This is a genomic window from Arthrobacter sp. FW305-BF8, assembly GCF_021789315.1.
Classification (GTDB): Bacteria; Actinomycetota; Actinomycetes; order Actinomycetales; family Micrococcaceae; genus Arthrobacter.
This window is the reverse complement of the sequence record NZ_CP084562.1, coordinates 79,853-104,131: the sequence shown is the minus strand read 5'-3', so window position 1 is coordinate 104,131 and position 24,279 is coordinate 79,853. Positions and strand designations below refer to the sequence as shown.

Annotated in this window: 21 protein-coding genes and 1 pseudogene; 5 read left to right on the top strand and 17 right to left on the bottom strand. The window is 61.5% G+C overall.

Annotation, left to right across the window (positions count from 1 at the left end):
* Nucleotides 1-193 precede the first annotated feature (193 nt).
* The gene (locus tag LFT45_RS22800; protein WP_236809696.1) at nt 194-2,908 is read left to right on the top strand and encodes a hypothetical protein; all 2,715 of its coding nucleotides are present in this window, start codon (nt 194-196) and stop codon (nt 2,906-2,908) included.
* An 83-nt stretch (nt 2,909-2,991) separates the two neighbouring features.
* On the opposite strand, the gene LFT45_RS22795 is transcribed toward LFT45_RS22800, so the two are convergent.
* From LFT45_RS22795 to LFT45_RS22785, 4 genes and pseudogenes are all read right to left on the bottom strand, one after another.
* On the bottom strand, nt 2,992-3,501 hold the full coding sequence (locus tag LFT45_RS22795; protein ID WP_236809694.1) for a hypothetical protein: 510 nt from the start codon (nt 3,499-3,501) through the stop codon (nt 2,992-2,994).
* Nucleotides 3,502-3,842: 341 nt separating this feature from the next.
* Nucleotides 3,843-4,010 (bottom strand): annotated as a pseudogene (locus tag LFT45_RS23560) (IS30 family transposase); the annotation flags it as partial.
* 111 nt (nt 4,011-4,121) lie between these two features.
* Entirely contained in the window at nt 4,122-6,119 is a 1,998-nt protein-coding gene (locus LFT45_RS22790; protein WP_236809692.1) for an ATP-binding protein, read from the bottom strand.
* Nucleotides 6,106-7,419, bottom strand: a complete 1,314-nt coding sequence (locus tag LFT45_RS22785) for an SIR2 family protein (RefSeq protein WP_236809687.1) — start codon at nt 7,417-7,419, stop codon at nt 6,106-6,108. Before LFT45_RS22785 ends, LFT45_RS22790 begins: the two co-directional genes overlap by 14 nt.
* Before the next feature lie 380 nt (nt 7,420-7,799).
* Here LFT45_RS22785 and LFT45_RS22780 point away from each other — a divergent pair, with 380 nt between their 5' ends.
* Nucleotides 7,800-8,321 (top strand): hypothetical protein, encoded by a 522-nt coding sequence (locus tag LFT45_RS22780; RefSeq protein WP_236809686.1) that lies wholly within the window; start codon nt 7,800-7,802, stop codon nt 8,319-8,321.
* Between the two features lie 246 nt (nt 8,322-8,567).
* Entirely contained in the window at nt 8,568-8,924 is a 357-nt protein-coding gene (locus LFT45_RS22775; RefSeq protein ID WP_236809683.1) for a hypothetical protein, read from the top strand.
* A 118-nt stretch (nt 8,925-9,042) separates the two neighbouring features.
* Here the strand turns inward: LFT45_RS22775 and LFT45_RS22770 are convergent, their stop codons facing one another.
* The 10 genes from LFT45_RS22770 to LFT45_RS22725 all read right to left on the bottom strand — a co-directional run bounded on the left by LFT45_RS22770 (nt 9,043) and on the right by LFT45_RS22725 (nt 20,256).
* Entirely contained in the window at nt 9,043-9,630 is a 588-nt protein-coding gene (locus LFT45_RS22770; RefSeq protein ID WP_236809682.1) for a hypothetical protein, read from the bottom strand.
* Entirely contained in the window at nt 9,627-10,715 is a 1,089-nt protein-coding gene (locus LFT45_RS22765) for a peptidoglycan DD-metalloendopeptidase family protein (protein ID WP_236809681.1), read from the bottom strand. Before LFT45_RS22765 ends, LFT45_RS22770 begins: the two co-directional genes overlap by 4 nt.
* Entirely contained in the window at nt 10,708-11,490 is a 783-nt protein-coding gene (locus tag LFT45_RS22760) for a DUF4913 domain-containing protein (protein ID WP_236809679.1), read from the bottom strand. Before LFT45_RS22760 ends, LFT45_RS22765 begins: the two co-directional genes overlap by 8 nt.
* The gene (locus tag LFT45_RS22755) at nt 11,487-13,310 is read right to left on the bottom strand and encodes a type IV secretory system conjugative DNA transfer family protein (RefSeq protein WP_236809675.1); all 1,824 of its coding nucleotides are present in this window, start codon (nt 13,308-13,310) and stop codon (nt 11,487-11,489) included. Before LFT45_RS22755 ends, LFT45_RS22760 begins: the two co-directional genes overlap by 4 nt.
* 19 nt (nt 13,311-13,329) lie before the next feature.
* Entirely contained in the window at nt 13,330-14,961 is a 1,632-nt protein-coding gene (locus LFT45_RS22750) for an ATP/GTP-binding protein (RefSeq protein ID WP_236809671.1), read from the bottom strand.
* Nucleotides 14,961-16,580, bottom strand: a complete 1,620-nt coding sequence (locus LFT45_RS22745; protein WP_236809670.1) for a hypothetical protein — start codon at nt 16,578-16,580, stop codon at nt 14,961-14,963. The genes LFT45_RS22750 and LFT45_RS22745 overlap by 1 nt, the downstream gene beginning before the upstream one ends.
* A gap of 3 nt (nt 16,581-16,583) precedes the next feature.
* Nucleotides 16,584-17,867, bottom strand: coding sequence for a hypothetical protein (locus LFT45_RS22740; RefSeq protein WP_236809669.1), 1,284 nt, complete (start codon nt 17,865-17,867; stop codon nt 16,584-16,586).
* Nucleotides 17,868-18,110: 243 nt separating this feature from the next.
* Nucleotides 18,111-18,392: a hypothetical protein gene (locus LFT45_RS22735; protein ID WP_236809668.1), complete on the bottom strand. Its 282-nt coding sequence runs from the start codon at nt 18,390-18,392 to the stop codon at nt 18,111-18,113.
* A 386-nt stretch (nt 18,393-18,778) separates the two neighbouring features.
* Nucleotides 18,779-19,138 (bottom strand): pilin, encoded by a 360-nt coding sequence (locus tag LFT45_RS22730; protein ID WP_236809667.1) that lies wholly within the window; start codon nt 19,136-19,138, stop codon nt 18,779-18,781.
* On the bottom strand, nt 19,135-20,256 hold the full coding sequence (locus LFT45_RS22725) for a MinD/ParA family ATP-binding protein (RefSeq protein ID WP_236809666.1): 1,122 nt from the start codon (nt 20,254-20,256) through the stop codon (nt 19,135-19,137). The genes LFT45_RS22730 and LFT45_RS22725 overlap by 4 nt, the downstream gene beginning before the upstream one ends.
* Before the next feature lie 273 nt (nt 20,257-20,529).
* On the opposite strand from LFT45_RS22725, the gene LFT45_RS22720 reads away from it, so the two are divergent.
* Nucleotides 20,530-20,865: an ArsR/SmtB family transcription factor gene (locus tag LFT45_RS22720; protein WP_236809665.1), complete on the top strand. Its 336-nt coding sequence runs from the start codon at nt 20,530-20,532 to the stop codon at nt 20,863-20,865.
* Nucleotides 20,866-21,057: 192 nt separating this feature from the next.
* The gene (locus tag LFT45_RS22715) at nt 21,058-22,206 is read left to right on the top strand and encodes an alpha/beta hydrolase family protein (RefSeq protein WP_236809664.1); all 1,149 of its coding nucleotides are present in this window, start codon (nt 21,058-21,060) and stop codon (nt 22,204-22,206) included.
* Here the strand turns inward: LFT45_RS22715 and LFT45_RS22710 are convergent.
* From LFT45_RS22710 to LFT45_RS22700, 3 genes are read right to left on the bottom strand one after another with little or no spacing between them, the layout of a single operon-like run.
* Nucleotides 22,203-23,114 (bottom strand): hypothetical protein, encoded by a 912-nt coding sequence (locus LFT45_RS22710; protein WP_236809662.1) that lies wholly within the window; start codon nt 23,112-23,114, stop codon nt 22,203-22,205. The two genes, LFT45_RS22715 and LFT45_RS22710, sit on opposite strands and share 4 nt — an antisense overlap.
* A 6-nt stretch (nt 23,115-23,120) precedes the next feature.
* Nucleotides 23,121-23,567: a hypothetical protein gene (locus LFT45_RS22705; protein WP_236809661.1), complete on the bottom strand. Its 447-nt coding sequence runs from the start codon at nt 23,565-23,567 to the stop codon at nt 23,121-23,123.
* On the bottom strand, nt 23,564-24,034 hold the full coding sequence (locus LFT45_RS22700) for a hypothetical protein (RefSeq protein WP_236809659.1): 471 nt from the start codon (nt 24,032-24,034) through the stop codon (nt 23,564-23,566). The genes LFT45_RS22705 and LFT45_RS22700 overlap by 4 nt, the downstream gene beginning before the upstream one ends.
* Nucleotides 24,035-24,279 lie beyond the last annotated feature (245 nt).

Below are 24,279 nucleotides of genomic sequence, written 5' to 3'. Positions count from 1 at the left end.
GAAGGCCTTTCCCGGTAATCTCTCAGTAAGCTGTGCTATTTAGGGAATTTCCATTCCGTGGTTTATCTTTCTCCTTAGCTCAGTTAGCTTGGGTTCTTAATCGGGGAACTGCAGTCAGGCAGTGGTTTGCTGCCGTTTTGGTCTTGTGATTGTGGTTCTGACGCACCCGGGGTGCGTCAAGGGGGGATTTTTCATGCGCTCTTTTGTTCTGCCCGCCATAAGGCGGTCGCGCCTATGTTTTTCTGCCGGTGGAATGGCCGGCGTGATGTCCTTTGTAATCATCATGGTTATGTTGGCGGCACTGATACCGCCTCTTTTGTCGGCTACCCGCGCGCATGGAGCGACCGTGGGCACGGCCGGGCTATTCGTGCCCGTGCAAGGCCGGCTGGTCGATTCCAGGACGGGGACGGGGATATCGAAGGCTCCGCTGGCATCCTTTGCGCCGCGGACGGTTCAGGCGACTGGTGCGGCGGGAATCCCGACCGAAGGCGTGTCGGCCGTGCTGGTCACAATGACCGCGGTGGCTCCGACAACAGCCGGACAGATGTCAGCCGGCCCGGCTGATGGTGCATTGGCTGGTGTGATGCGGTATGACGCTAGCCCGTATACCTCGAACAGCGCAGTCGTGATGGTGTCCGATGCCGGTCAGATCCAGATTCAGGCCACCACGACGACGAACGTCATGGTGGACGTTCAGGGTTACTACACCGCCGGTAACGGGGTGACTGCCGCCGGCGGATACTCGCCGGTCAAGCAAACCCGAATCGTGGACACGATCAATGGTGTTGGCCTTCCGAAGGCGAAACTGACAGGTGGCAGCACTTCCACCATTCAGGTCTCGGGCAAAGCCGGTGTGCCTGCAGGAGCCAAGGCGGTGTTCGTGAACTTTCAGGTCGACAACACCAATACCCTGGCAGGGTACATAAATCCATACGCCACAAGTGCAACGTCCCGGCCGGGAACATCATTGAACTTCGACGGATCCCCGTTTACGTCAATCGGCGCTATCGTCCCACTGGCGGCCGACGGCACGATCAAGGTGTACCTATCAGCCGGTAATACGATCGACTTGCTGATGGACGTGGAAGGTTACTTCACGCCTGGCGGCAGTAGCTCCGATGCCGGGGTATTCACTCCGGCCGTAGCGAAAATTTATGACACCCGGGCGGCGACCCACGTGCCACCCGGAGCGACAGTCACGATCCCCGTAGGCGGGACAAACGACATACCTTCTGTCGGCAACGGGCTCTCTGCGATCGTGGCGAACCTGACCGTCGTCGATACCGGGACTGCCGGCGGATATGCCCGTGCTTATGCGTCCGGCACAACTGAGCCGACCAACGTCGGAACCCTGACCTTCAACAAGGGGACTGCCGGTGCATACACGACCAACTTGGCCACCATCCCGGTGGGCTCGGACAACGCCATCAAGATACATAACGTCTCGACCGATACCGTGGACTACATCCTCGACCTCAACGGCTGGTACACCAAAATGCCCACGGTTGCGTTTTCCTGCCCCACCCCGTTCGTCGGCGAAAATTGGACGGACGGCGTGACAACGACCATGGTCGATTGCACACTGGCGGCCACGAACCCCTACGGCTCGCCAATGACCGTTTCCGTTGCCTATGACGGCACCTCACACGGTCTTTACACGGTGCCGGCCAAGTCCTCCATTAGCCCCGCCCTTGCGGTTCCGGCGCACACCGGTGAACACGTCATCAGCGCTGAAACAACAACACCCGCCGGGGAACAGGTCATGACCTCTTACGAGTTCGCCCTTGGTGACTGGTCAACATCCCGCTGGGGCACCTCCCTACCTAACGGTTCCACCACGGATTTACCACCGACTCTCGACTACGCCCCCTACTACGGCTCGTTCCCCGACGACGGCACCCTGGTCTTTGCGCTGACGACCAATCCTGACGGGCAATCAAACCCGATCCAAATCTCCAACGGGACCACAAGAGACATGCCAGTGACCGCTGGACTGCTCGCACCTGGCACCACCTACTACTGGACGGCGACGGCCACCGGCCGAGTCGAGGGCCGACAAGAACTCATAACACGCACCAGCAATATCTACAGCTTCACAACCTCCGCAAACTACAGCAGGGAAGACCAACCGGCGTCCTCCTCCACCTGCGAGGACACCGCGAGCGACCTTGCCTCGCATGAATCAATCCAAGACGCGGTCGCCGAAAACGCGAATCGATCCATTGGATATACGTGCGTTGCCGACCTGGTCACGGTCGCCGTAGCTGATGACTCAGGGGATTCTGTTGCCGAGGTGGTGCAGGAAGCCCCAACCGAAGAACCGATCGACCTTACCGGCTTGAATGCGCAGGATCGGGCAGCAGTACTCCCGCAAATCGAACTGACTAATACCGAGATCGTCCCGGAATCACCTACGACCCAAGCAGGTGAAATGGAACCGCTCAGCACGACGATCAACACCCAATACCGAGCTTCGTCCAATGACACCCTCCGGTGGGGTCAAATGACGACAGCAAGGGTGGTCATCTGGCAGTCATCAATCAAGCTCAATACCTGGATTTCCCTTCAAAGGACGTACCACACTTTCAATGTCTCTTACACGTCGATGAACAAGCGGCAAATCTCAGTAACGATTCCGCTGCGCATGCGTGAAAGCGTCCCTTTCTGGTTTGACCACGATGTGGACAACCTCTGGTTTATGCCGTTTGCGTTTGGAACATCCTTCACTCAGACAAAGCATCCTATGACCCCAAAGAAGGCCGCCAAATTTTTCGCTGAACTGTACGACATCTCCGTCAATGATCGTAGTGCAGGGCGGGTCTTCAAGATCGGCGGGACCATTAAGCTCCCGCGTTTCCAGTGTTACCTCAACGCCCCATGTAAATATCCCTACGGCAGGGAGGCATAGCTGATTAGGCTTTGCCAGGACAAGAAGGAGCGTCGGGGTGTCATCCAGTTGTGGATCCCACACCCCGACGCTCTTTTGCGGAGCTATTCCCAGGAACTCTTGATGTCCTGAAGCGTTGTCCGCTCCCATGGCAACGTGAACTCCATCGCAACCCCCCACTGGAGGTCGATGGTTGCCTGGCCGAAAAGTTCAGCATCGTCTTTGTGCTGGAAGCGTAGATGCGCCTCCCCTCCGGAGACTGCTGCGTCGATGACCCTCCAGCCGTCCATCTGTCCACCCCAAATGGGGAGGGAGAGGGGGAAAAACAGGAGCATCTCCGGTGGCATCCAGTCATCCCGCTCTCTGGGTACATTCTCAACGGCTCCGTCGCTGTGGCTGATGGTCCAGCCGCTTTCCGGGTGAAATGCGGACGCCCCATTTTCGTCAGTGAGGGACCAGATCCGGTCGTTGAAATTAACTTGCGCCTTTGCCACGATTCGATCGCCTCCGCTGCGGGTGTTCTCCACCGTCGCCACCACAGGAGGACGGGTGCGAGCGTCACGAACGGCGGAAATAATGGCAAGCATCGCCTCAAAGGAATTCTGGTCGTTCATGACATCCTCAATGACAGTGGGCACCCGTTTGGTGCTCTCCTGAATAGACTAACGGGTGCAGGACTACGCCTTGGTTGGACTTCACGTTCACTGTGGACCCGGGTAAAAAGTCACCAGCACAGCCGGACCACCTAACCGCTTCGGCACGGGCTGCTTCGATTCGTCGCATATGTAACGTGTGCAGCGCCGGTTGAAAAGTGAGTCATTTCGTGGGCCTTGGTGTCTAGCGGTCATTGCGACACCTGAGCTTGTTTAGGAGTTGCAATTGGCAGAGATGAAACGACCACGAAAGTCACGGGGCGCCACTCCAAAGGACGCTGCATGGGCTCACTATGATCAGCTGATGAAACAACCGCCGATGGCAACACCTTCTGATGGTCGCTCAACCACCGGTACGCGGTCGGACGCGACACCCCGGCGGCCCGCGCCGTTGCGGCTACTGACAGCCTGGCATCCAGCCCCTCCCCGAACGCTAAACGAACACTCAACGGCGACCACGGTCTGCCCATCGACGACACCCCACAGAAGTCAGGGTGTTGCACTCACCGCCTGAACTCGCCGCCCCACTGTAAAGGAAATCATCTTTCTGCCGCCCTGACCTTGCAGAGGGCCGGCCTCACCTAAACAGGCAGAGCACCCACTTCGCCTGGCGATCTGTACCAGTAGGTGCTTACATCCGCGTCATCACTATGTGGAAGCGGAGAAGCAGTTCGGATCTTGCATGTAGTCGGGATACTAACCGACGTTCCGAACACCAGTGCGTGTTGCTTCGGCAGGGAGGCCAGCCGGTTCAGTACCGATTCCGATATGAACGGAGTCATCCGGCGTATGTGGTGAAGATCTTCAGGATTCTGAATGCGGTGGATCATGTAGTTCGAGCACTGGGACAGGACGGTTCCAGACAGTTCGCTCGGTCGCTGCGAAGAAAGGATGAGGAAGAGCCCATATTTCCTCCCCTCCTTGGCCACACGCTCGAAAATTTTCGTAGCTTCGAGAGTACTTGCAGAGGCCGGCTGGCTGGGGACATATCGATGTGCTTCTTCGAGAACTAGATTCACGGGGTAAGCGTTTCTAATCCTGCTTCGTCGGAGACGGTCGAACACGAGCCTGGTGACGACGGAAGACACAACCTCTACCACCTCGTCGTCTACGGTGCTGAGATCAAGGATGAATACCTGAGCGCACTTGATCAGCTGAGTTCCGTTCCGGCCGATGCCGAGAATATTGTCAACGAAACTGTCATGAGAATCGCTAATCAGGTCCTGGCCCGGATCAGCCCGCAGGAACTCAAATTCGTCGCGCGACTGCAGAGCTTTGACGCGGGTGAGAAGTGTTGAGCAGTAATCGCGGACTCGGCTGTTTCCATGGCTCTCTTCGTAGAGGATCGCCATGTCAAGAGCAGTTTCAAGGTCTGAGAACTTGAAAGGATGTTGCCTGTACCCCGGTATCTCCGCATCATGCAGTATGAACGACTTCAGCGTGCTCTCAATATCTGCGATGTCCCGATCGTCAAAAAGACCGTAGCGGACTTGCCTGTTATGCAGAACACCGTGAACGGAAATCTCATCCGATCCGTACACGTTCAGGAGGGAGCGCATGCGGTGTTTGGCTGAGGTGTGATTCTCAGTGTCACGCAGCAGATGTTGGAGGCAGGAAGCCAAAATGTGGTTCTTGAGATCCTTTAAGTCCCCAGCTGAGTCTTCAGCAAACAACGAGGTCAGTCCCAGAGCGTTGCGAAGCACCGGGCGTTGTACACGATCACTCGTCTGAAGTAGGAGCTCCCACTCCTCGGGGGTGAGGAGCCAATGCGGGAGCTGGAACTCCTGTGACTCTTCTCTTTCGCTGAATTGATCGGTCGGGTCGAGTGGCGCTGCTTGTCGGTGGGAAATTCGAGCATATGTGCGGTGGATCGGATCGGGTAGCTCTGACAAAGCCCGGCGGTATTCGCCGTTGGTATCGAACAGGATGAAAGTGCTTCCGCCTGCTGGAGCCTGAGTCGCTTTACCTAAGGATGCCTGCAAGAGGCTGGCAATAGTGCATGACTTTCCACTGCCTGTGTTGCCAAGGATGGCCGAGTGGGCACCGAAGAACTCATTGATCCGGATCTTGACCTCGTAGTCGTTGAACACGACCGAGGTACCAATCGTGAGGCTTCTAAGCTTCGTCGCGTGGGGAGAATCCGGAATCGCGATTTCCTGGTTGGCCACATTGAGAATTCGGTCGAGGTCGCGGTTTTCGACGTGCAGGACATCCGCATATAGAGGAGGGAACTCCGAAACGCCGAAGGAGAAATTTTCGGTCTCATCGAACGGAAGGCTGCCAAGAGGCGTGAGGGAAAGCTGGCGTGATGAGACTTGGGTAATGTCTTCCATCGACTTCGAGGCACTGGAAACCGGGCCAGCGTCAGGACGCTCCTGGAGCCCAGTTACTTCGGCAACCACGTAAAGGTTTGTTAGCGGAATCAGGACAAGGGAACCGATGCGCGCCACGTAATGCTGGTCATCGAAGCCGACCAGTGTATATCCGTCGGCAGCCTCGGTCATCTCCACCCTGAACCGCTCGGCGTTCACGTCGACTATCGTCCCAAGTCGCCTTCGGCGTGCATCAGTTGTCGCCATCGTTGCCACCCTTTTGGAAGGAAGCGAAGAGGTCCATCACGTTGCCGATGGCCTTCTCGGCGGGATCGTTGTCACCCGAAGGCATGATGTCTGCGACGAACTGGTTGAAGTAATGTGCTTTCCACGTCGAGTTTGAGTCCTCGGTCCCAATCACCCAGATGCGTGGATCGTTCAGATCCTGAAGCTTCCTTACGTGCTCATTCGACGTTTCAGTACCGAACTCAGGTTTGGCGAAGATCACGAGCCTAAAGGTCGGGATAGTGAGCGCCTGGTAGATGATGTTGTTGACGTGCTCATCGCCGAAGCCGTAGCCGAGAGTCACCAGGGCACTTTGCTCCTGTACCACCTTGGTTTGGAACTCCCGGAACATGTCCGAATAGGGAGCCGCGAAGCTTGCGTTTTGTTTTGCTGGCGTTGGGTAGATCAGCATGGCTTTGCCGTCTCCACTCTCGCTTAGCGGCCGCTCAGCCACGGGGAAGAGCCCTTTCTCCACTGAATGCCAGTTAAGAGAGCCATGGAGCTTCAGGAAGTAGACGAGGTTGTCGAGCGAGGTCCAGCGTTGGGAGGTCAGATCAAGTCGCTGCGCGATTGTGTAGCGAAATGACGCGGGGTTGAACCGTTTCTCTACGGAGCCAAGAAAACCATTGATATAAGGGACGCCGGCGCGATCCATTGCGATCTCGTTGAAGAGATCGTAATTTGTCGTCGCGATGGTAGGGCGAGGCAGAGAACGAGACCTCTGCGAGAGCTTCCGGTAAAAGATCTGGTAGAAGGAGACGACGGTTTCTGCGGAGGGTCCATCCTGCCCTGACTTGCACGCATCAAAGACGTATCTCTTGATCGCCTCAATCGCAATGTCTAGCGAGACTTTCGCATCGGATAACGCGCTGTTGCTCGTTTTCGCCAGAGCGAACTGAAACCCAAACAACACCTCCATGAGACGTTCAAGATTCCACGCGTAATCCTCATCGTTTAGGTCTATCCCAAGGTCGTCGGCCAACTGGTTCCTGACGACGTCCGTGAGGCCGTATCGAGCAGCCACCGATCTGTTGGTTTCGGCCAAGATGCCTTGAGCCAGTGGAGCCATCGTAGGAATGCCATGCTCGTCATTCCGATTCGGAGCATGAGACGAGCACCCAGAGCCTAAGAGGAACGTTAGATTCTTCGATGAGAGCACCTCGTTGAAGTCATTCTTAGCAATCTCAAAGGGCGAACGCCGCGCAGCATCATGTTCACCCGCCCTGTAATGAATACCACCTTTGAGGAAGGTGAGCGGACGGGCAATAGGTTCAGCAGTCAAAGGTCCCCCAGGAAAAGTTTCAAGCCGCAAGACGTGGGCATCGCGACGGCGTTGGGCGGAGCAGCTTTCATTGGTTGCAGAGCCGCCGTGGCGCGTCCGCTAAAAAGGTCTGTTGCTCTCGGGTGACATTCTAAGTTCCAAGGCGACGCCGGTTGTGCACACAGCTGTCATCGACGCCGGTGTCGTGGACAGCTAGACATTGTCCCTGCCCACATGCCATACGAGTTAGTGGCTTGTGGCGACTCTCCGCCGTGGACTCAGGCCCCAGCCGTTGATTAGCGATATCTAGTCGTTAGCGCACCCCGATAGGCTTTAGGCTTCCGATAGAGAAGGCAGGGCCCGTGGGGGGAATGCATGGTTTCGGCCTTACGGACAGGCCGTTGGCTGAGTTGTACCGGACGACTGCGGGGCCGGTGGCGTTCATTGATGAGTCCTACCGAGAGCCGCTGAATTCGGATGAGCGGCCCTTTTATTCGATGACAGCCGTCATCGTGGGCCGTGACCAGGGCGCGCTGGTGCGTGACGTGTTGATGGACATTCCGGGCAGCCGGTACTGGCACACCACTGACGCCTACCGCACGCCCGCCGGCAAGCGGGTCATCAAGAAAATGATCGATTACATTGCTGGGGCTGCAGAGTTCAACATCGTCACGGTCCAGACCCAGATCCGGCGGGACGATCCCGGCATGAAAACCGCGCGGCATGAATGCCTCGGAGCCCTAACGAAGGAACTGACCCGCGGTGCAAGCGAGAACGCGGTACGGCTCCTGGTGGTCGAGTCCCGGAACGCCAACGTACATCCGGGCGGAGACGCCGACGACGCCCGCGTGATCAGGCAGCTACGGTCCGCCGGCAGTATCGACCGTGCCGTGCACGTTCACCACACCTCGCCGGGCAAGTAACCGTTGTTGTGGGCGGCCGATCTGAGCGTGTGGGCTTTTAGGCGTAATCTTGCCGTCGGGGACCGGCAGTGGTTCGAACCGCTGCAGGGCATCTCGACAGTGCTGCACGTGGACGGCGCGGATGTGTCCGTTAAAAGAAGCAACCCCCATCTGCCTCAGCCAAGTCCGGGGGTCCAACAGACTGTCTCCCATGAATCCGGCCGTGACCGGGGCAGAGGGCCCGCTGTTGCTTCGCCCTCAAGTCTAGTGTTCGACGGGTCCGAAAGCGAAGCGCTGGCCCGGATCCGACGCCTCGCTGCGACCGCCGGGAAGAACGTTGACCAGGAAGTGACGCTGGCCGTGGCCACCAACGAACCCCGCCGGCTGGTGGCAGCGGCCAACGCCTACCTGAGACAGGCCCGGGAACCGGATCGGCAGCCGCGGCCGCGCACCGAGGACGCTATCACCCGGGCAGCTGAGGCGATCATGCACCCGCAGGGGGCAGGCAAGGTCAAAGCCGCCTTGGCTCAGCTGCGCCAACAGCGTGCTGCTGAAGAGGCAAGTACTCTCGCCGCCGAACGACCGGACCAACAAAGAAGCCACCGTCCCGGTTATCAGCGATAGCCAGGACGATGGCCTCTCCCCCTCCCCCAACTACGGGAGGGAACGGAGGACCGGCAAGAAGGTGGGATGGTTGCCGGCCCTCCGGGACTATGGGCAGCCTCATGCTGAGGGCCTCTCGTTAGGCGGGGAGATCTTCGGTGACGTAGTCGGCCACGGACCATGCCCCCTTGGCCTTGGTCAGGACCAGGAAGATGTTCCGTTTCCGCTCATCGGCCTTGAGGTGTTTGCCGTCGACGTCGCGCCAGGTCCAGGTGGCTGTGAAGTTCCGGTAGGCGGTGGTTTCGGTGTCGGTTCCTTCGTCGCCGTCGACTGGTACACCGGGCCCGATGGCCGGTGCGGAGAATGCCCCGAGGGGTGCGAGTTCCAGCCACAGGGCCTGGGAGGCGTTGCGTTGCGGTTCGACGGTGCGGGCCGCCAGCGCCGGAGTCATCAGCGGGCGGGCGCGGACCGCGGCGGCGGTTTCCGTCCGGTCTTTGGCGACGTCCCAGCTCGTGACCAGGGTGGCGAACGCGGTCGCGACCTTGTCGGGGTTGGCGCGATCCACCTCAAGCAGATGCTTCACGGTCGCGTCGAACGGCGCCGGCTTCGGTGTCGCCGTGACGGACGGGGCGGGGGCAGGTTGTCTGCCGGTTGCGCCCTGTCCGCAGCCGGTCAGTGGCAGGACTGCTGCCAGAAGGACAGCGGCGATGATCTTGGTGGGCCTCATAGGACGCCTTTGCCTTTCAGAATGGGGGTCGGGTCAATGGGTTTCACTTCGCCGAGTTTGGGGTCCACGGCGCCGAGGCGTGGATCTTTCGGGGCGCCTTGGTACATTTCGAAGTGCAGGTGCCTGCCAGTGACGTTGCCGGTGGCTCCTTCGGTGCCGAGCGGGGTGCCGGCGGAGACCGTGTCGCCTTCCTTCACGCGCAGGGATCCGGCTTCCATGTGGGAGTAGGTGGCGGTGAGTTTGCCGTCCAGGCTCACCCCGGCGACCCAGGTGCCGCTGCTGGACTGCAGCTCATGGGCGATGACGATCTTCATGTCCATCACGGCCACGACCGTCCCGGCGGTGCCGGGTGTGGCGAAGTCGATCCCGTAGTGGAAGTTCCCGCCGATGTTCAACGTCCCCGCGGGGGTGGGGCGTGGCCCGTACCCGGAGGTGAACGTGGAGCCGGGCAGCGGCCTGGACCATTTGCCGGTCAGCGCGCCGACCTCGACGTTGCCGCTGGCCGGGCACGAAGCGCCGTACTTCTCCTGGGCAGTGCGCATGATCTTGTCCACATAGTCGCGGGTCTCGGCAAAGGCCGGGATCCCTTTCGCCGCCTCAACCGCGCCGGGACCTGCGTTGTACCCGGCAAGGGCGAGACGGACGATGTCCTGCCCGCTGCTCCTGGCCACCGGGAGCAACTGCTTGATGAGGGCGGCCATGTAGCGGCCCTGGGCGGCGATGGCATGGACGGGATTCAGGATGTCACCCCCGTCGCCGTACGATGCCCAGGTGCCGGGCATGAATTGGGCCAGGCCCGCGGCTCCCACCGGGGATTTGGCGTTCGGGTTCCAGCCGCTTTCGGCTTCCAGCTGCGAGGCGAGCACGGAGGCCGGCACACCGGCGGTCTTCGCCGCCGCGGCCACGGCCCCGCCCCAGCCGTGGGGGATCTCCACCTGATTGAAGGCCTTGCCGTTGACACTGGTGCAGGCAGCCTGCGCGGGGGCCGTCCCGCCGCCGACGGAGAGAACGGCGATCAGCAGCAGGCACGCCACGATGAGGATCGGAAGCGCCGGCACCAGAAGCAACAGCCCGGCTTTACGCATGGGCAGGTTCCCCCGTGCCGGCCGCGGCGCCGGCGGTTTCCTGCCCGCCTGTTTCCTGGGCTGTGTTTTCCTGGTTGAGGAAGGCGGTGAAGTCGTCGCTGGCGGCGGTGAGTTGCAGGCCGGGGCTGGTGGCGTCGAAGTGCCCTTGGCCTTCCATGCAGTTTTTGAAGGTCATCCGCTGGGCCAGGGAGTCCATGGTTGGCCAGAGGGCGCGGGTGAACCATTCGGTGAGTTCGAAGCCGGGCTTGGTGTTCTTGGACCGGTAGGCGGCCTTGTGCGCGACCATCAGCGCGGTCAGCAGTTCGACGGCGTCGGGGTGGCGGTACCAGCACGCGGGGATCCAGCCGGCGGAGTTGGAGGAGTGCCGCAGGATCCTGTTCTGCAGCCAGACCACAAACCCGTCCAGCTCGGCCCACAGGTCCCTTGCCTGCTCCGGATTCAGGTCCGCCCAGTACCACGGGCCGCCGGCCGGGGCGCTGGAGATCTCTTCAAACAGCCCGGCGGCGAGTTCCTCCACGGCACCCATCCGCTCCAGGAGCTCCGGAATAGCCTCAACACCCGCTACGTCAGGTCCCGGCGACCGGACAGCCCCAGCCGCTTGGCCAGATTCATACGCCCGGGCAGGTGCCGGCGGGCCGGTGGATTCACCGGTCCTGCCGTCCGCGCGGGCGGGGACGGACGGTGCTGCGTTGTCGGGCGGGAGCCACGTGTCTTCGGGTGGGTACCAGGCGTCGTGGGGCATGGGGTCTTCTTCGGGGCCCGGTTCGTAGGTCATGAACCGGCGGCCAGTTTGGCTTCGGCGGCGTTTTCGTTGTCGGCGGCCTGGTCGGCGTTCTCGGCGGTGATGCCTTCCTGTTTCAGGCACCAGGTGCGGGAGGCCCTGAATTTTTCGCTGTCGGGCCGTTCCCACCAGGGCACGACGTTGACGACGGCTTCGATCTCGCGGTACATCAGCAGGACCTTGCCTTGGGGGAGTTTGCGGATCTCATCGACGCGCATCTTTTGGTCGAGCTGTTTGGACTTGGAGATGTTCACCGAGGCCACGCCGTCCTTGCCGGTCGAGGATGAGGTGGAGGTGTGTTCGACCCAGTGCCGGCCGATGAGGTCCGAGATCTTGGTCAGGAACTTCACGTCCGAGATCCCGCCGAAGATGGTTTTGGCGGCGGCGGAATCGAAGATCGTTTCGGCGCCTTCCTCGCCCCACCTGTTCACGAGCTGGGAGTAGGTCTGGACGAACACGGAGGTGTGGATGCCGTTGCCGCCGCCTTCGGACATGAGCGAGGGCAGGGACGGCAGGGCGCAGGTGTTCGCTGCTTCGTCCAGGATCACGGAGACGGGGACGTCCAGTTTCCCCGAGGCCATGGCGCCGGATCTGCGGATCCCGGCCTGCACGAGGGATTCGACCAGGGCGGTGACGATCGGGGCGGTGGAGGCGTTCATCGAGACCCGGGTCAGGCAGTACAGTGTGTTCGCCTCGTCGGTGAAGGTATCGACGTTGATGCCGGGGTCATCTTCGGTGGCGCACAGCATCGACAGGACGGTCTCGTTCTTCATCGGCCCGGTGATTTTGCCGAGGGTGGTTTTGGTGTTGCCGATCGTGTCCGGGTTGTTTTGCCGGCACCACTCATCGAGGTTCCCCGCCCAGGTCTTCACCGTCGGGGACTGTTGCCGGAGGATGTTCGCCGGTTCGTGTTCGGAGAAGTTCTGCGACCAGCGCAGCACGTCCCGCATCGAGCCCCCGGTCTTGAGCGCGGCGGCGTGGAGCAGGGCTTCGAGGATCATGACGCAGCCGGAGTCGAAGTACCGGTCGGCCGAGGACGGGGCGCCGGTGCGGGGCATGGCGTTGACCATGGCCGATGCCCGTTCGGAGGCGATCTGCGGGTCCTGGCAGCCGGCGACCATGTCCCAGCGGAGCTTGTCCGGGTACTGGCTGAGCCCGTCGAAGTCGGCGACGTAGACCTTCCCCGCGTTCTTGCGGACACCGGCGGTCAGGCGCAGCACGTCCGGGCGGGTGGAGGTGGTGATGACCGCTCCGGAGGCGTCGGCGACCATACCGGCGACCATGTAGGTGGTCTTTCCCCACTTGGGCGGGGCGACGGTGCAGGCGGTGTCTTCGAGGCGGATGGCGATTTCGTGCCCGTCCAGGACGTACACGGCCGGGGCGAGGGAGGACGCATCGGCGCCTTCGATGCGGGTTCTGATTCCCTTGGCGGTGCTCATGCCATTCTCCCCCGTCCGGGCCTTCCGGTACCGGGCCCGCAGCGCCTTCACCCCGAACAACGACCCAATGTAGGCCGCGACCAGGAGCACGACGAGGATGGCCCAGACGGTGACGGGCCAGCCCCACTCATCGCCCGGGTGACCGTTCACCGCCACCGGGGAGGCCGTCTTGGTGGGCGCGATCAGGCCGATGACGGAGTCGAGCAGGGCTTTCGAGGTCGCCGGCCAGTCCGCGAACGCCAGTCCGGTGGTCCAGACCAGGGCGACGTGCCACAGGAAGGCGGCCAGGACGGTGAGGACGGCGAGTTCGCGTTCGGTCCTTTTGACGGTGGAGCCGGACGGGTTGTGCTTGTCGACGGTGATGTTCCCGGTCATTGGTCTTGTTCCCCCTTGTTTAGGCGACGTCTGCGTAGGCGGAGTCGGTGTCGCGCAGTGCCGAGTCGGTGTCGGTCATGGCCACTTCCCAGGCGGAGCGGACGTGCTCGATCTCGACCTCGGGGACGTCGGCACCGGATTTGAGGAGGTGGTGGCCGTTGCGCAGGACCATGATGTCGTTGGCGGAGTCGGGGTTGAGCCCGAACGTCCTGACGCACCACTGCGCTGCTTCGGGTTTGTCCTGCCGGAAGATGTGCACGGTCTGGGCTTCTTCGATGACGGCCATGCCCGGGGACCCTGCCGGGACGTCGGTGGCGCCCTTGTGGATGTTGTAGATGTTGGACAGGCCCAGGCCGCGGGAGAGCTTAATGTTCGACCGCTGCTGCAGCGCCAGCGGACCGCCAAGGATGTGGCCGGCCTCTTCGTTGATCACGTTGGTGCGGATGCCTCGGTTTTCGGGGCGGCGCACGGTGCCGAGCAGCCACAGGTTCGCCAGGCCCATGACCATGGGAATGGCCGGTCCGGTGTCGGGCAGCTGGGAGATGTCGAACGAGGTCAGTTTCCGGTTCAGCCGGATACTGGCGGAGGTTTCGCCGTCGAAGATCGCCCCGTAGGTTTCCAGCAGTTCGTTGAAGCAGAACCGCATGGCGATCCCGGACCGGTGCAGCTGTTCCAGGGTGGCGTTGCTCATGCCGTGCAGGCTGGGATCCTTGGGGTCGATGACGCCCAGGAGGTCGTGCAGGTCCGCTGTCGTGGGGGTGCGGGTGTCTTCGAAGTTTTTCAGCATTGTCCGGTAGGCAAGGCGGAGGGCTTTGCGTTCCCATTCGTCGGGTCCGTGGCCGTCGCGCATGAGCGCGGGGATGGTGTTCAGGTACACGAGCTGGTTGTTCAGCCCGTCATCGTTCACCCCGGAAATGGCAGGGTCCAGGATGTTGAAAACAACACCAGTCCCGTCCATGGCGAATTTGATGTGGTCGCCGTTGAACTCCCGGACGATGGGCGAGTACTCGCCCTCGCCTTTTTCGTTTTTCTTGTCGAACACCACGGCCCGGCGCTGGCGCAGGATCAGCGGCCGCATGACATACACCGTTTTGGTGTAAGCGGACTTGCCCGCCCCGACATCGCCGACGACCAGGACGTTGGTCGAGGTGATCCGCCTTGGTGTGGAGTTGTAATCGGTGATCGGGTCTTTGCTGATCGCTGTCTGGGACAGCACGTCCCGGCCGGCCGCGACGCCCTCCACCCCGGTCGGGGCCGCGATCAGAGCCGTGTTCAGGATCTCTGCCTGACGGGTCGTCGTCGGAGCGCCCTGGAACAAGGGAGCGTAGAAGCCGTTCCGTGCCGCCCGTTCCCGGGCCCTGAGTCTGGTGCCCTGCTCCGCGTACGGCGGCCACTCCCCCGCTTCCAGTGTCAGAGCCGGTTCGATCTCCGGGGCGGCGAACACCCGCAACAACGGCACCCGCCGGATCCACGAGCCTTTGGCCTTTGTGTCTGTGACGACCACGGGCGCCTCTGCTCCAGGAGTGAGCGGAAAACGATCCTCACCCGGTTTCGTGCTCACAGGTTCGGTGATGGCTTGGTCGGCCGGTTCCTCGACACTGCGTGCGTCGGTGCTGGGCTTGTTTGTGGTGATTTCTTTGGTGGTGTCCATCAGGCGACCTTCTCTTCTTTTTCGCCGCGTCCGGCCAGCTGGTCCATCATCCTGGCGCCCAGGGTCGGTGTTGCCGGTTTCGTGCCGCGGTAGATCGGCCAGGTGGTCCCGGACGCGGCGGACTGGTAGGTGTCCAGCCATTCGAGTTTGCCGATGCCGGCCGCGGTGGCGGCCGACTCTTCCAGCCGCCGCGCGGCGTCGGTCAGGCCGGCCTGGGTGCGGGCGGAAATGGTGATGAACCCGACCCAGTTCACCCCGTGCTGGCCGGTGCCGGGCATCAGGTCCGCGCCCCGGGCACGGGCCGAGGCGAGGTTCACGTCCGTGGCCGGATCGACCAGCTGGCCTTTTTTCTGCTTGGAGATCACCGCGGCCATGTCCCGCACGACGTCTTTGGAGGCCAGCAGCCGGGCCTGGTCGGCCGGGACAGTCTCGAGCTGGAAGCTGAGCGTCCGCGCCCCGGACCCGGCGTTGTGCAGCAGGGACAGCAGCCAGTACGGGGTCCGCTCCCCCGTTTCCATGTTCTCGGCGCTGATCATCGCCGTCCGGTGCCCCCACACGACCTCGGCGCCGGTGATCGGGTCGGTGCCGGTGATCCAGGTGGAGTTCCACTCGTCCCGGGACGGCAGGCCCATCCGGTCGGCCCGTACTCCGGCGACCATCAGGGGCGGCCGGGAAGGGTTCTGCTGGTGCAGCATCATGGCCACGACGGCCCGTGCGGTCAGCGGCCGCACCTCGCCCAGTTTCGCGGCACGCAGGGACCGGGCCAGGGAGGAGATCTCCGCGGCCATCAACAGCCGCCACCCGTCCCGCCCGGTACCGTAGCGGGCGGCGGTGGCGTAGAAGTCCGGGGTCAGGGGCCAGCGTCCCACAATCAGGTGCCGCTGGACGAAGGTGTCCCGGCCGGTGCGTTCCAGCACCTCCTGGTAGGAGCGGACGGCTGCAGGGTTCGCGTCGGCCGCCAAGTGGTCCTGGACCCAGGCCTCGTTCAGGGCCAGGTCCGGCGGCAGCACCCGGGTGATGGACTGGATACCGCTGACCAGTTTGGACGCCGGCGCGAACCCTGCCAGCAAAGCCCCGAAACCGGCCTGCGCCTGCTCCTGCTTGCGCTGGGATTCTGCACCGCGCAGCTGCCCGGAGACCTCGAACGCGACCGACAGGTATGGTTGCTCGCCAGCGGGTGCGTGCCAGGCGATTCCGGGTTTCCCGGTCCTTGCGTCCAGCCAGCCCATCCCGTCTGCTCCGTCCGGACGTGACCGGACCGCTGCCATGATCCGTGCCTTCTCGGCACCGGACGTGGCGAGGTCTGCCAGGGCGGTGGCCTCGTCCCACACGGCGGTGCTGTAGGGGATGAACCGGTCAGTGCCGGCCTTCTGGCGTTCCTTCCACCGGGCACGCCGTTTCCGCCGCTCCCAGTAGGATCCCCGGTGCGTCGAGGCGGTAAGAAGGTAGACGACCACTCCGGAGAGCACCCCGGCGACCAGACCGGGCCACCCCGTGAACATCATCCCGAAGAACCCGATCAGCAGGCACCCGCCCAAACCGATCAGCTGGGAGGTGGACTTGATACCGCCGAAGAAGCTCCGGTGCCCCGATTCCCCGCCAATGAACCGTGTCGCCATCGTTTATCCCCCGTACCGTTCCGTCTCGTCGTCCATGCCGCCGGCCGCGTACTCTCCGCCTGCCGCCCCCAGCCGTGCCGCTGTCTCGCCCACGTCCTTGGCCTTCTCCGCCGCCGCCATCGCACCCGAGGCCAGGAGGGTAGGAATCCCGATCGCCGCACCAACACCGCTCGAGGACTCAACGGCACCCGCCGCAGCCATCGCTTCCGCACCACCGGCGCCCCCACCGGCCGCGGCCGCTGAGGCACCGGCTCCGGTTTCCGCACCAGCGGCGGCCCCGGCCTGCGGCCCGCCCCCGATGGGCATCTTGGGTACTACGGGTGCGCTGTCGGAGCTGGAGGCGGCATCGGCCTGGGAGCCGCCGTTCAGCTCGCGGAGTTTGCGGATCAGCGACCCATCCTCCCCAGACCCCGTCGGATCCTGTGACGCTGCACCCGAGCCCTGCGACCCAGCACCCTGGGACCCGGAGCCCTGCGTCCCGGGTTCACCACCGGCAGGGTCTGCCCGGTTCATGTCTTTCACGTCCCGCATGTTCTGCGGCCCGTATTCCTTCTGCGGAGGCGTCAGCGAAGGGCCGTTCTGACCGCCGGCACCCGAGGGGATGACCGGGGCGAACTTCATCAGCATCATCGGGGCCAGGCCGGCGATCATCAACGCGATGAAGGACGCGATGATGTTCATCAGCGTTCCCAGCCCGTCGCTCCACTTCATCCAAGACGCGGACGCGGCAATCATGTTGTACGCGATACCCAGCATGAAAAACAGCAGCGGATGGCAGGCGAGAATCCCCAACCAGAGCAGCGGAATTTTCCTGCCGAAGGAACCGTGCCTGGCCGAGGTGAACCAGACCATGCCCAGCGGTGCCATGACCCCGGAAAAGTACAGCGTCACCAGCATCACGGCCAGCATGATCACCACCACGAACAGGCCAACAATCATGCAGGCCATCAACCCGATACCCACGATCACCCCGCCAGGGAACGCAGCCGCGTCCGTCTTCAGCATCGAGTCCATCGTGGAGAGCATCCGCTCCGACGATGAAACAATCCCCCACGAGATCAGGCTCTCCGACAAACCCCCCAGCGCCTTCACCAACATCACGCCGATCAACGGCCCGAACAGGGCGCCGCCAAAGAACAACGCCGTCTTCGTGGTCAAAACCTCAACGAACTCCTGACCGGCCAGAGCTCCCCGGGCAACCGCGATGAACTGGAACAGCAGCAGGAAACCCCACACCACAATCGCCAATGCGAAGCTGATCGCATAGGCCTTGATGAACCAGTCCACCGACAGATCCGGCTCCGTGGCTTTGGATAACGCCGGCAGCAAATCATTCGCCAGCCCACGGGCGCCATCACGAGTCGCCTTGAAAATCGCCCCCAACGGATCAGAAGCAAAACTCACAACCCCGCCAACGGCATCCGCAGCAGGCTTAGTAGCCTTGACGACCCCAACAGCAGCGTCCACCAGACCCCCTACTAGGCCGCCCGGTTTCGGCTCGTCCTCCATAGGCACCAGCAACATCATGAATTAGCACCCTCCTGCAAAGGCAGAACCGCTGGCGAAGAGCTCATCAAGACTCCGCTCGGATCCATCACTGCGGACTTTCCAGACGCCGGATTCCCAAACCATCGTGAATGTGGAAGCAATGTTCTGATCAGTTGGTTTGCCGTTTTGAACTTCGGCGCCGCCGACGGTGACCCGCACCATATCTGGGGTGGCTGCCTCGACGATGTACCTGCCCTCTGAGAAGTTCAGTGAGCCGGAGTTGACGCCAGGCAGAGTCTCGGCTGACGCCATGTTGGCTGCCAAATGAGCAATCGTGCCCGTGGCGCCCTTCGCAAGAACTGCGGCCGCAACTGTGGACCCGTCCTTGGCGCTAGGCCGGGGATACTGCGCTATCCAGCGGAGGACTGCGGCGCCGAAGCCCACAGCCCCGGCCTGATTCTGCGGGGCGTCCCTCTGAGCCTGCAACAGGCCATCAGCGTCGTTCAGAGGACCTGCAAGGCAGCCGTTCGGCACCGCTGGAGCCCCAGCGGTCGGTGCAGGGCTGGTAGAGGCAGGTCCGCCTGGCCGTGGGTTCCCCTGGTACCAGGCGCTCACGCCGCCGACCAGAGCGAGCACGACGACGAGGCCGGTCACGATCCATGCCCAACGCGGGAGCCCGCGGCCGCCGGCGGCGGGGCTCCGACGCACCATCAGCCCGCCACCGCCAGGATCGCCCCGGCGATGACACCAAACCCGGCAAGACAGCCCAGACCAATACCCGCCCCCACGGCTTTCTTCTTGCCCTCAGCGTGGGCATGCGGGTTGTTCGAGTCGGCTTTGGCCATGGCGGTCAAACCGATGACGAGGTAGAGACCCGCCACGATGATCGCGATGCCCCAGGCCGCAGCGAAAAGTTTCTGCCACCACTCGGTGAACTTCCCACCCAAAGAAGTGAAGTCAGGGATGCCGGGGAAGGGGTTAGCGATCATTGGCGCCGGACCGGCCTGCACGACGGCGGAAGGGTCAACGTGCGTTGAGAGCTCTACGAGGGCGGAAAGAATGACGCTCATCGGTTCTGATCCTTTGCGAAGACGTTCTGGTTGGTTTGGGCGACGACACCGGCCGCGATGGCCGTCAATGCCTGACGGGTGGCCGGGGCCAGCTTGCCGAGCGTGAGCGCACCGCGCTCAGCCACGTGCGCGTCGTAGGGAACGGCGTAGATGTGATCCTCAGCGATGCCCTTGTCCATGAACTGCTTCTTCAGCCGGGAGGGTTTGAACTCCGGGCGACCGTCGGACATCATCACCACGATGGCCGTCCGGGCCAGCCTCGCCGCTTCCGGGCCCTGGTGCTCAAGAAACTCCAGCAGCTCCAGTGCCTCAGAGACGGCGTCCTGGGCAAGCATCGTCGGGATCACCAGCACGTCAGCGACGTCCACGGCTGCCCCGAACGGGCCCGAACTGTACTGGTTGCCCGTATCCATGACTCGGATCGTGAAGTGCTCATCCACGATCGAGGCCACATCCAGCACATTCTGTCGCGTCAACGGCGGACGCCACTGAGGCGTGGAACCAATCACCGAGGCAAAGCTCGTCTGCGTCACCGTATAGCCACGCAGCTGCGACTGCGTGCGGACATTGGAAACGTTCGCGACCAACTCCCCCATACCCAACTGCGGATCCCCCTCAGCCCGGTACGCCAACTGTCCCTTGTCATCCGACGTTTCAACAATTGCCACAGACCCGCCACGAATCGCAGCAAGAACCCCGCCCAGCAGGATCGATAGCGGAGTCTTCCCAGCAGTGCCCTTCTTATTGGCCACCAGCAGACCGACAGCCCGGGTCCAGCTCGACTGCCGGATCAAAGCCTCAAAACGGCCCCGCGATGCTTCAAGTTCACGCGCATGCAGTTCTTTTGCCGACGGAGCAAGCGTGAGTAAACCTCCAAAGAGCTGATTCAGGAGGCCGTTGAGACCGCTCTTGGCGGCCCCAATCGGCTCTATATCCTCCTCATCCGCGTCCTTCCTGGGAGCCTGCACGGGATCAGCCGCCTGGGCCGCCTCCGGCTCAACAAACGGATCCGCGGGTTCCTCCAAAGCCTTCGTGGCCACTGCTACCGGCTCGGGCCGTTCTTCCGTTTCTACATACATGTCCGAGCGTCGCGCGCCTGGAAAATTCACCTCAGTCATCGAAAGGTCCCACCTTCCTAGTTCCCCAAATCGAACCCCTTCGGGGGTCCGTCACCTTACAAACTCCACCGCAGGACACTTTGAGAAAGCCCACTTTGCTTTGTCAGTGGATTCACATACCGCTGCGTTTCATGTGTGCTGCCAGCGGGTTCTTCGTTATGCGCCCCTCCCCCAGTAGCGCCTCCAATCTGACTGTAGACCAAACATGATCATTAAGCGATACACTTTTCACTAGAACTCAGGGCCATGCAAAAAATCGGGCAAGATAGACGCATGCCGCGCCTCATACAGCCCAATCACCCGCAGGACGTTGAGGCGGCCATCGAAGTTCTCGGGAACCGAGCCCACGCGGCCATCCTGCGTTACCTGCATCAGAAGGGCCCGTGTACAACCGGCGAAATCCTGAAGGGAATCATCCTGAGCGGTAACAAGAAGCTGACTCGGCCCAGCCTCCAACACCACCTGGAAGCCCTTGAAGCCGCCGGCGCTGTCACGGCCGACTCGCCCTCGGGCGAACGGCGCGGCAAGCGCGTGAAGTATGAGGCCAATATTGATGGCGTGGAGTTCGAGTTGCTTCCTGCTTACATCAACTACCTCCGGGACAGATGACCACCCGCACGTCATAACAAGCCTGTCAAAGAGCAATGCCTCTTGATCACTAAAATAAGTTACACGCATGTAATGAACATGTGCAACGCTTGTAGTGGTCATAGATTATGCATGCATCCACTGGCCGCGGGGACGCTACGATGTTTGGGTTCCGTTGCTCTGCCTTGACCGGCGCTGGAGGATGAAGACCTGATGCTGACGACACGGCGCGTCCTAGCCTGCCTGGCGTTCCTCGTACCCGCTGGCTCACTATTCGGGTTCGCGGTCATCATGGCCCGCAAGATCGTTAGACGGGGCCCAAAGGATTACCGTCGCGCCGAGCTGACAGATGATGGCCGCAGAGTCCGCATCGACTTGGATGACTACACCAAAGCCCACGGCGACTTCGCCGTGTTCGACCCTACGGCCGACCGCTACACCAGGGTCGGCGAGGTCACCCTGATCGACGAGGATCAAAAGTTCGTGGAGCGTCGAATTCATCCGACGGGGTCCGGGCCGGTGACATTGGGACCCGTGGTCGACTGGACGCCCGACGTGTTCTTCGAGCCCTCCGCCGTGGCCGGGCGGTTTGAAGAGGTACACATCCCCACCGCCTACGGTGCGGCGCCGGCATGGCTATTCGAAGGTAAGAACGCGGACACATGGGTGATCCACATCCATGGCAGCTGGACCGACCGCTCGATCATGTTCCGCGACGTCCACGCCTTCAGCCCCTTGGGATTCACCTCCTTGGTGCCCTCATTCCGCAGCGACCTGGAGGTCAGCCCACCACAGGCCGAATCGAGCCACCTTGGTCAAACAGAATGGCGAGACGTGGAAAGCGCCGTGGCCTACGCCGTGGCTCACGGCGCGCAGCGAATCATCCTCTCCGGCTGGTCAATGGGTGGGACGATCGCCCTGCTCACAGCGGAGCGCAGCGCCTACCGTGACCGGATCTCCGGGGTCGTCCTGGTAGGACCGGTCACGAGCTGGCGTAAAACCATCACAGCAGGAGCGGAGGCCGCCGGCGTGCCCGCGGTAGGTGCCGGCCTTGTCATGTCCTTGCTGCAGGCTCCCCCATTCGCGAAGATGCTCGGGCTGGACGAACCGATCAACTTCGATGCCCTTGAATGGGTCGACATACCTAACCGGGTGTCAGTCCCGACCCTGGTCCTGCACTCGAGCGCGGATCAGGAGGTTCCCTGGGAAATCTCGGCGGCGTTCCAACGCGCTAACCCCGACACCGTCACCCTGATTCCCTTACCTGAGGCGCACCACACCCAAGAGTGGAATGTGTCACCTCACACCTTCACCAGCGAACTCACGAGTTGGATCAACAAAACGGTCCTGGCCGAAGACTAGACCCGCGCGTCCAGCTTGGCCTCGATCTGGCTGATCCTGCCCTGAACAGACTTCGGGAACGGGCACATGTTCCCCCGCTGGTAGTTGTGTAGAACAATGAGGCTTTTGTAGACCCCATTCTCCAGCGTTTCATTGAACAGGTCCCAGGCCGGACTAACCCGAGACTGACCTGCATTTAGCCGGATCCTCAGGGCAGTAAGCCAAAGCGCATCGATCATCCATAGCCGCAACCTCGGCAGCTGCTTGGACAGGAAAAGAATCAGCCACCCCGCAGCCGTCACCGAGAGGCCGGCATAGAAAAGACGGTCAAACCAGGCTCCGATCGCCTCTGCGAAGGCATCCCAGGGCGTGAAGTGGAACAACAGCACATATGCAATGTGGCACGAGACGGCCGCCGCAACCACCACCAAGCCCCCTGAGAATGTTGCGTACAGGCCCCTGGCCTTGTGCCGAAGCATGTAGATGATCCTAAGCACTGTGAATAGCAAAGCGAACATGTACGTGCCGCTGTAAGTCGCAGTCGCGAGTTGGTCCATGCGGTAATCAATGAAGTCCGCAGAGGTTGGACCTTTGTCCTCAATGAGGGCGAAGCTGACAATCATGATGGGAATGCTCAGCAACGGAGCATAGTAAGTCCACCTGACTGGTACGTTAGCTAACCGTCGCACACTGTCGTTGAAGAAGAAGATCGCCAACAGCGCGAAGATGGCTTGAAGAAGGTTTGTCACGTTGACGCCACCGAGGTAGCTGTCGATGGACGCCAGCGGCGTAACCGTTCCCAGGACATAAAGCGCCGCCAAACCGAACATCGATGCCACCCACGATGCTCGGGCTTCCGCCACCTTGACTACCGAGGGGATCCGAAGGAGGCATAGGGCACTCAGCAGCGCAAAGAGCAACTGTTTCATGGTCTATCAGAGGAAAGGATCAGTCTCGGAGGAGCTGCGCGCGCGGGTCTTCTTTGACATGGCGAATGCAAAATCCTCCACCCAGCGTTCTACGGGATGATTCTGAACAGAACAGCAGCTCATGCTTTTCGCGCCGGCAGCCTCCTTCAGCATCTCTTCAGAGAAATCGGGAAGAACCAAGTGGCCTTGGAAGCTCTCCAGATATATGTGTCCGAGCTCGTGATAGATGCAGTGAAGCTTGTACTGCTTCGAGTTTTGCGGAGGGACAAAGATCTTGAAGTGATCGTCAAAGTCCAATTTGAAAGCTGTCAGTGTTCCCCAAGATCCCTCTTGCTCGATCAGCTTGATCGGTTTCTCGCAGATTACGGCCAGACGTTCGAGGACTTCCGGCATTGACGTCGTGCCGTCGCCGCATAATTCCCGAACCTTGTCCTCAACCGGTGGGAGAGTCATTTCTTTTCCTCATTCATCGACGCATCGATGATTTCAGTGATTGTCCTCAGCGTTTCAGGCGACATGGCTCCGAGGTTTCTGGCGGCAAAGTTCTTCACCTTGAGCTTTCGCAACTGGACAAGGAAGTCCATGCGGGCCTCTACCTCAGGCGGGGTCTCACTATTGAGATCGCAGAGATAAGTAGCGGGCACCTTAAAAACGAACTCTGCGATGCCCTTCAGGAGTTCTTGATCTGTCACCAGGCTGCCAGTGCCATTGATCAGATAGGACCAGCGCGTCCGCGACAGGTGGATTCCGTGCGAGGAGAGAGCACTTTCGACGTGAGGGTACGTGAGCGCAGTGTTGTTATCTGACTCCCAGATATCCACCAGGATGCCCATTCGATCCGCTAGCCGCTCCTTCTTCTGTTGTTGCGTAAGAAACACGCTGCGGCCCCCATTTGCCATCGTTACAGCTCCTTCAGCCAAGCTCGGCCCTTGTGTAGACCGCCACAGAGAGAAGGCGGACAGCTGACTCAAAATGTTACCCGATGCCTGCCGGCGTACAGGCAATGGGTTGTACATGTGCAGAGCATGTATGTAGTCTGTCGCTTACTTGGTCTTTTGAAGGAGCAACGAGCGGCGCCGCAACACGGCCCCGCATATCGACAGATTCTCTTAACCGACGAGAGGGTGATGACATGGAGGAATACCTGCCAGCCAGCCTGACCGGT

Coding starts and splice junctions, on each gene's coding strand:
- LFT45_RS22800 (WP_236809696.1), top strand. CDS start 194: ATGCGCTCTTTTGTTCTGCCCGCCATAAGGCGGTCGCGCCTATGTTTT.
- LFT45_RS22795 (WP_236809694.1), bottom strand. CDS start 3,501: ATGAACGACCAGAATTCCTTTGAGGCGATGCTTGCCATTATTTCCGCC.
- LFT45_RS22790 (WP_236809692.1), bottom strand. CDS start 6,119: ATGGCGACAACTGATGCACGCCGAAGGCGACTTGGGACGATAGTCGAC.
- LFT45_RS22770 (WP_236809682.1), bottom strand. CDS start 9,630: ATGAGGCCCACCAAGATCATCGCCGCTGTCCTTCTGGCAGCAGTCCTG.
- LFT45_RS22765 (WP_236809681.1), bottom strand. CDS start 10,715: ATGCGTAAAGCCGGGCTGTTGCTTCTGGTGCCGGCGCTTCCGATCCTC.
- LFT45_RS22760 (WP_236809679.1), bottom strand. CDS start 11,490: ATGACCTACGAACCGGGCCCCGAAGAAGACCCCATGCCCCACGACGCC.
- LFT45_RS22755 (WP_236809675.1), bottom strand. CDS start 13,310: ATGACCGGGAACATCACCGTCGACAAGCACAACCCGTCCGGCTCCACC.
- LFT45_RS22750 (WP_236809671.1), bottom strand. CDS start 14,961: ATGGACACCACCAAAGAAATCACCACAAACAAGCCCAGCACCGACGCA.
- LFT45_RS22745 (WP_236809670.1), bottom strand. CDS start 16,580: ATGGCGACACGGTTCATTGGCGGGGAATCGGGGCACCGGAGCTTCTTC.
- LFT45_RS22730 (WP_236809667.1), bottom strand. CDS start 19,138: ATGAGCGTCATTCTTTCCGCCCTCGTAGAGCTCTCAACGCACGTTGAC.
- LFT45_RS22725 (WP_236809666.1), bottom strand. CDS start 20,256: ATGACTGAGGTGAATTTTCCAGGCGCGCGACGCTCGGACATGTATGTA.
- LFT45_RS22720 (WP_236809665.1), top strand. CDS start 20,530: ATGCCGCGCCTCATACAGCCCAATCACCCGCAGGACGTTGAGGCGGCC.
- LFT45_RS22715 (WP_236809664.1), top strand. CDS start 21,058: ATGCTGACGACACGGCGCGTCCTAGCCTGCCTGGCGTTCCTCGTACCC.
- LFT45_RS22710 (WP_236809662.1), bottom strand. CDS start 23,114: ATGAAACAGTTGCTCTTTGCGCTGCTGAGTGCCCTATGCCTCCTTCGG.
- LFT45_RS22705 (WP_236809661.1), bottom strand. CDS start 23,567: ATGACTCTCCCACCGGTTGAGGACAAGGTTCGGGAATTATGCGGCGAC.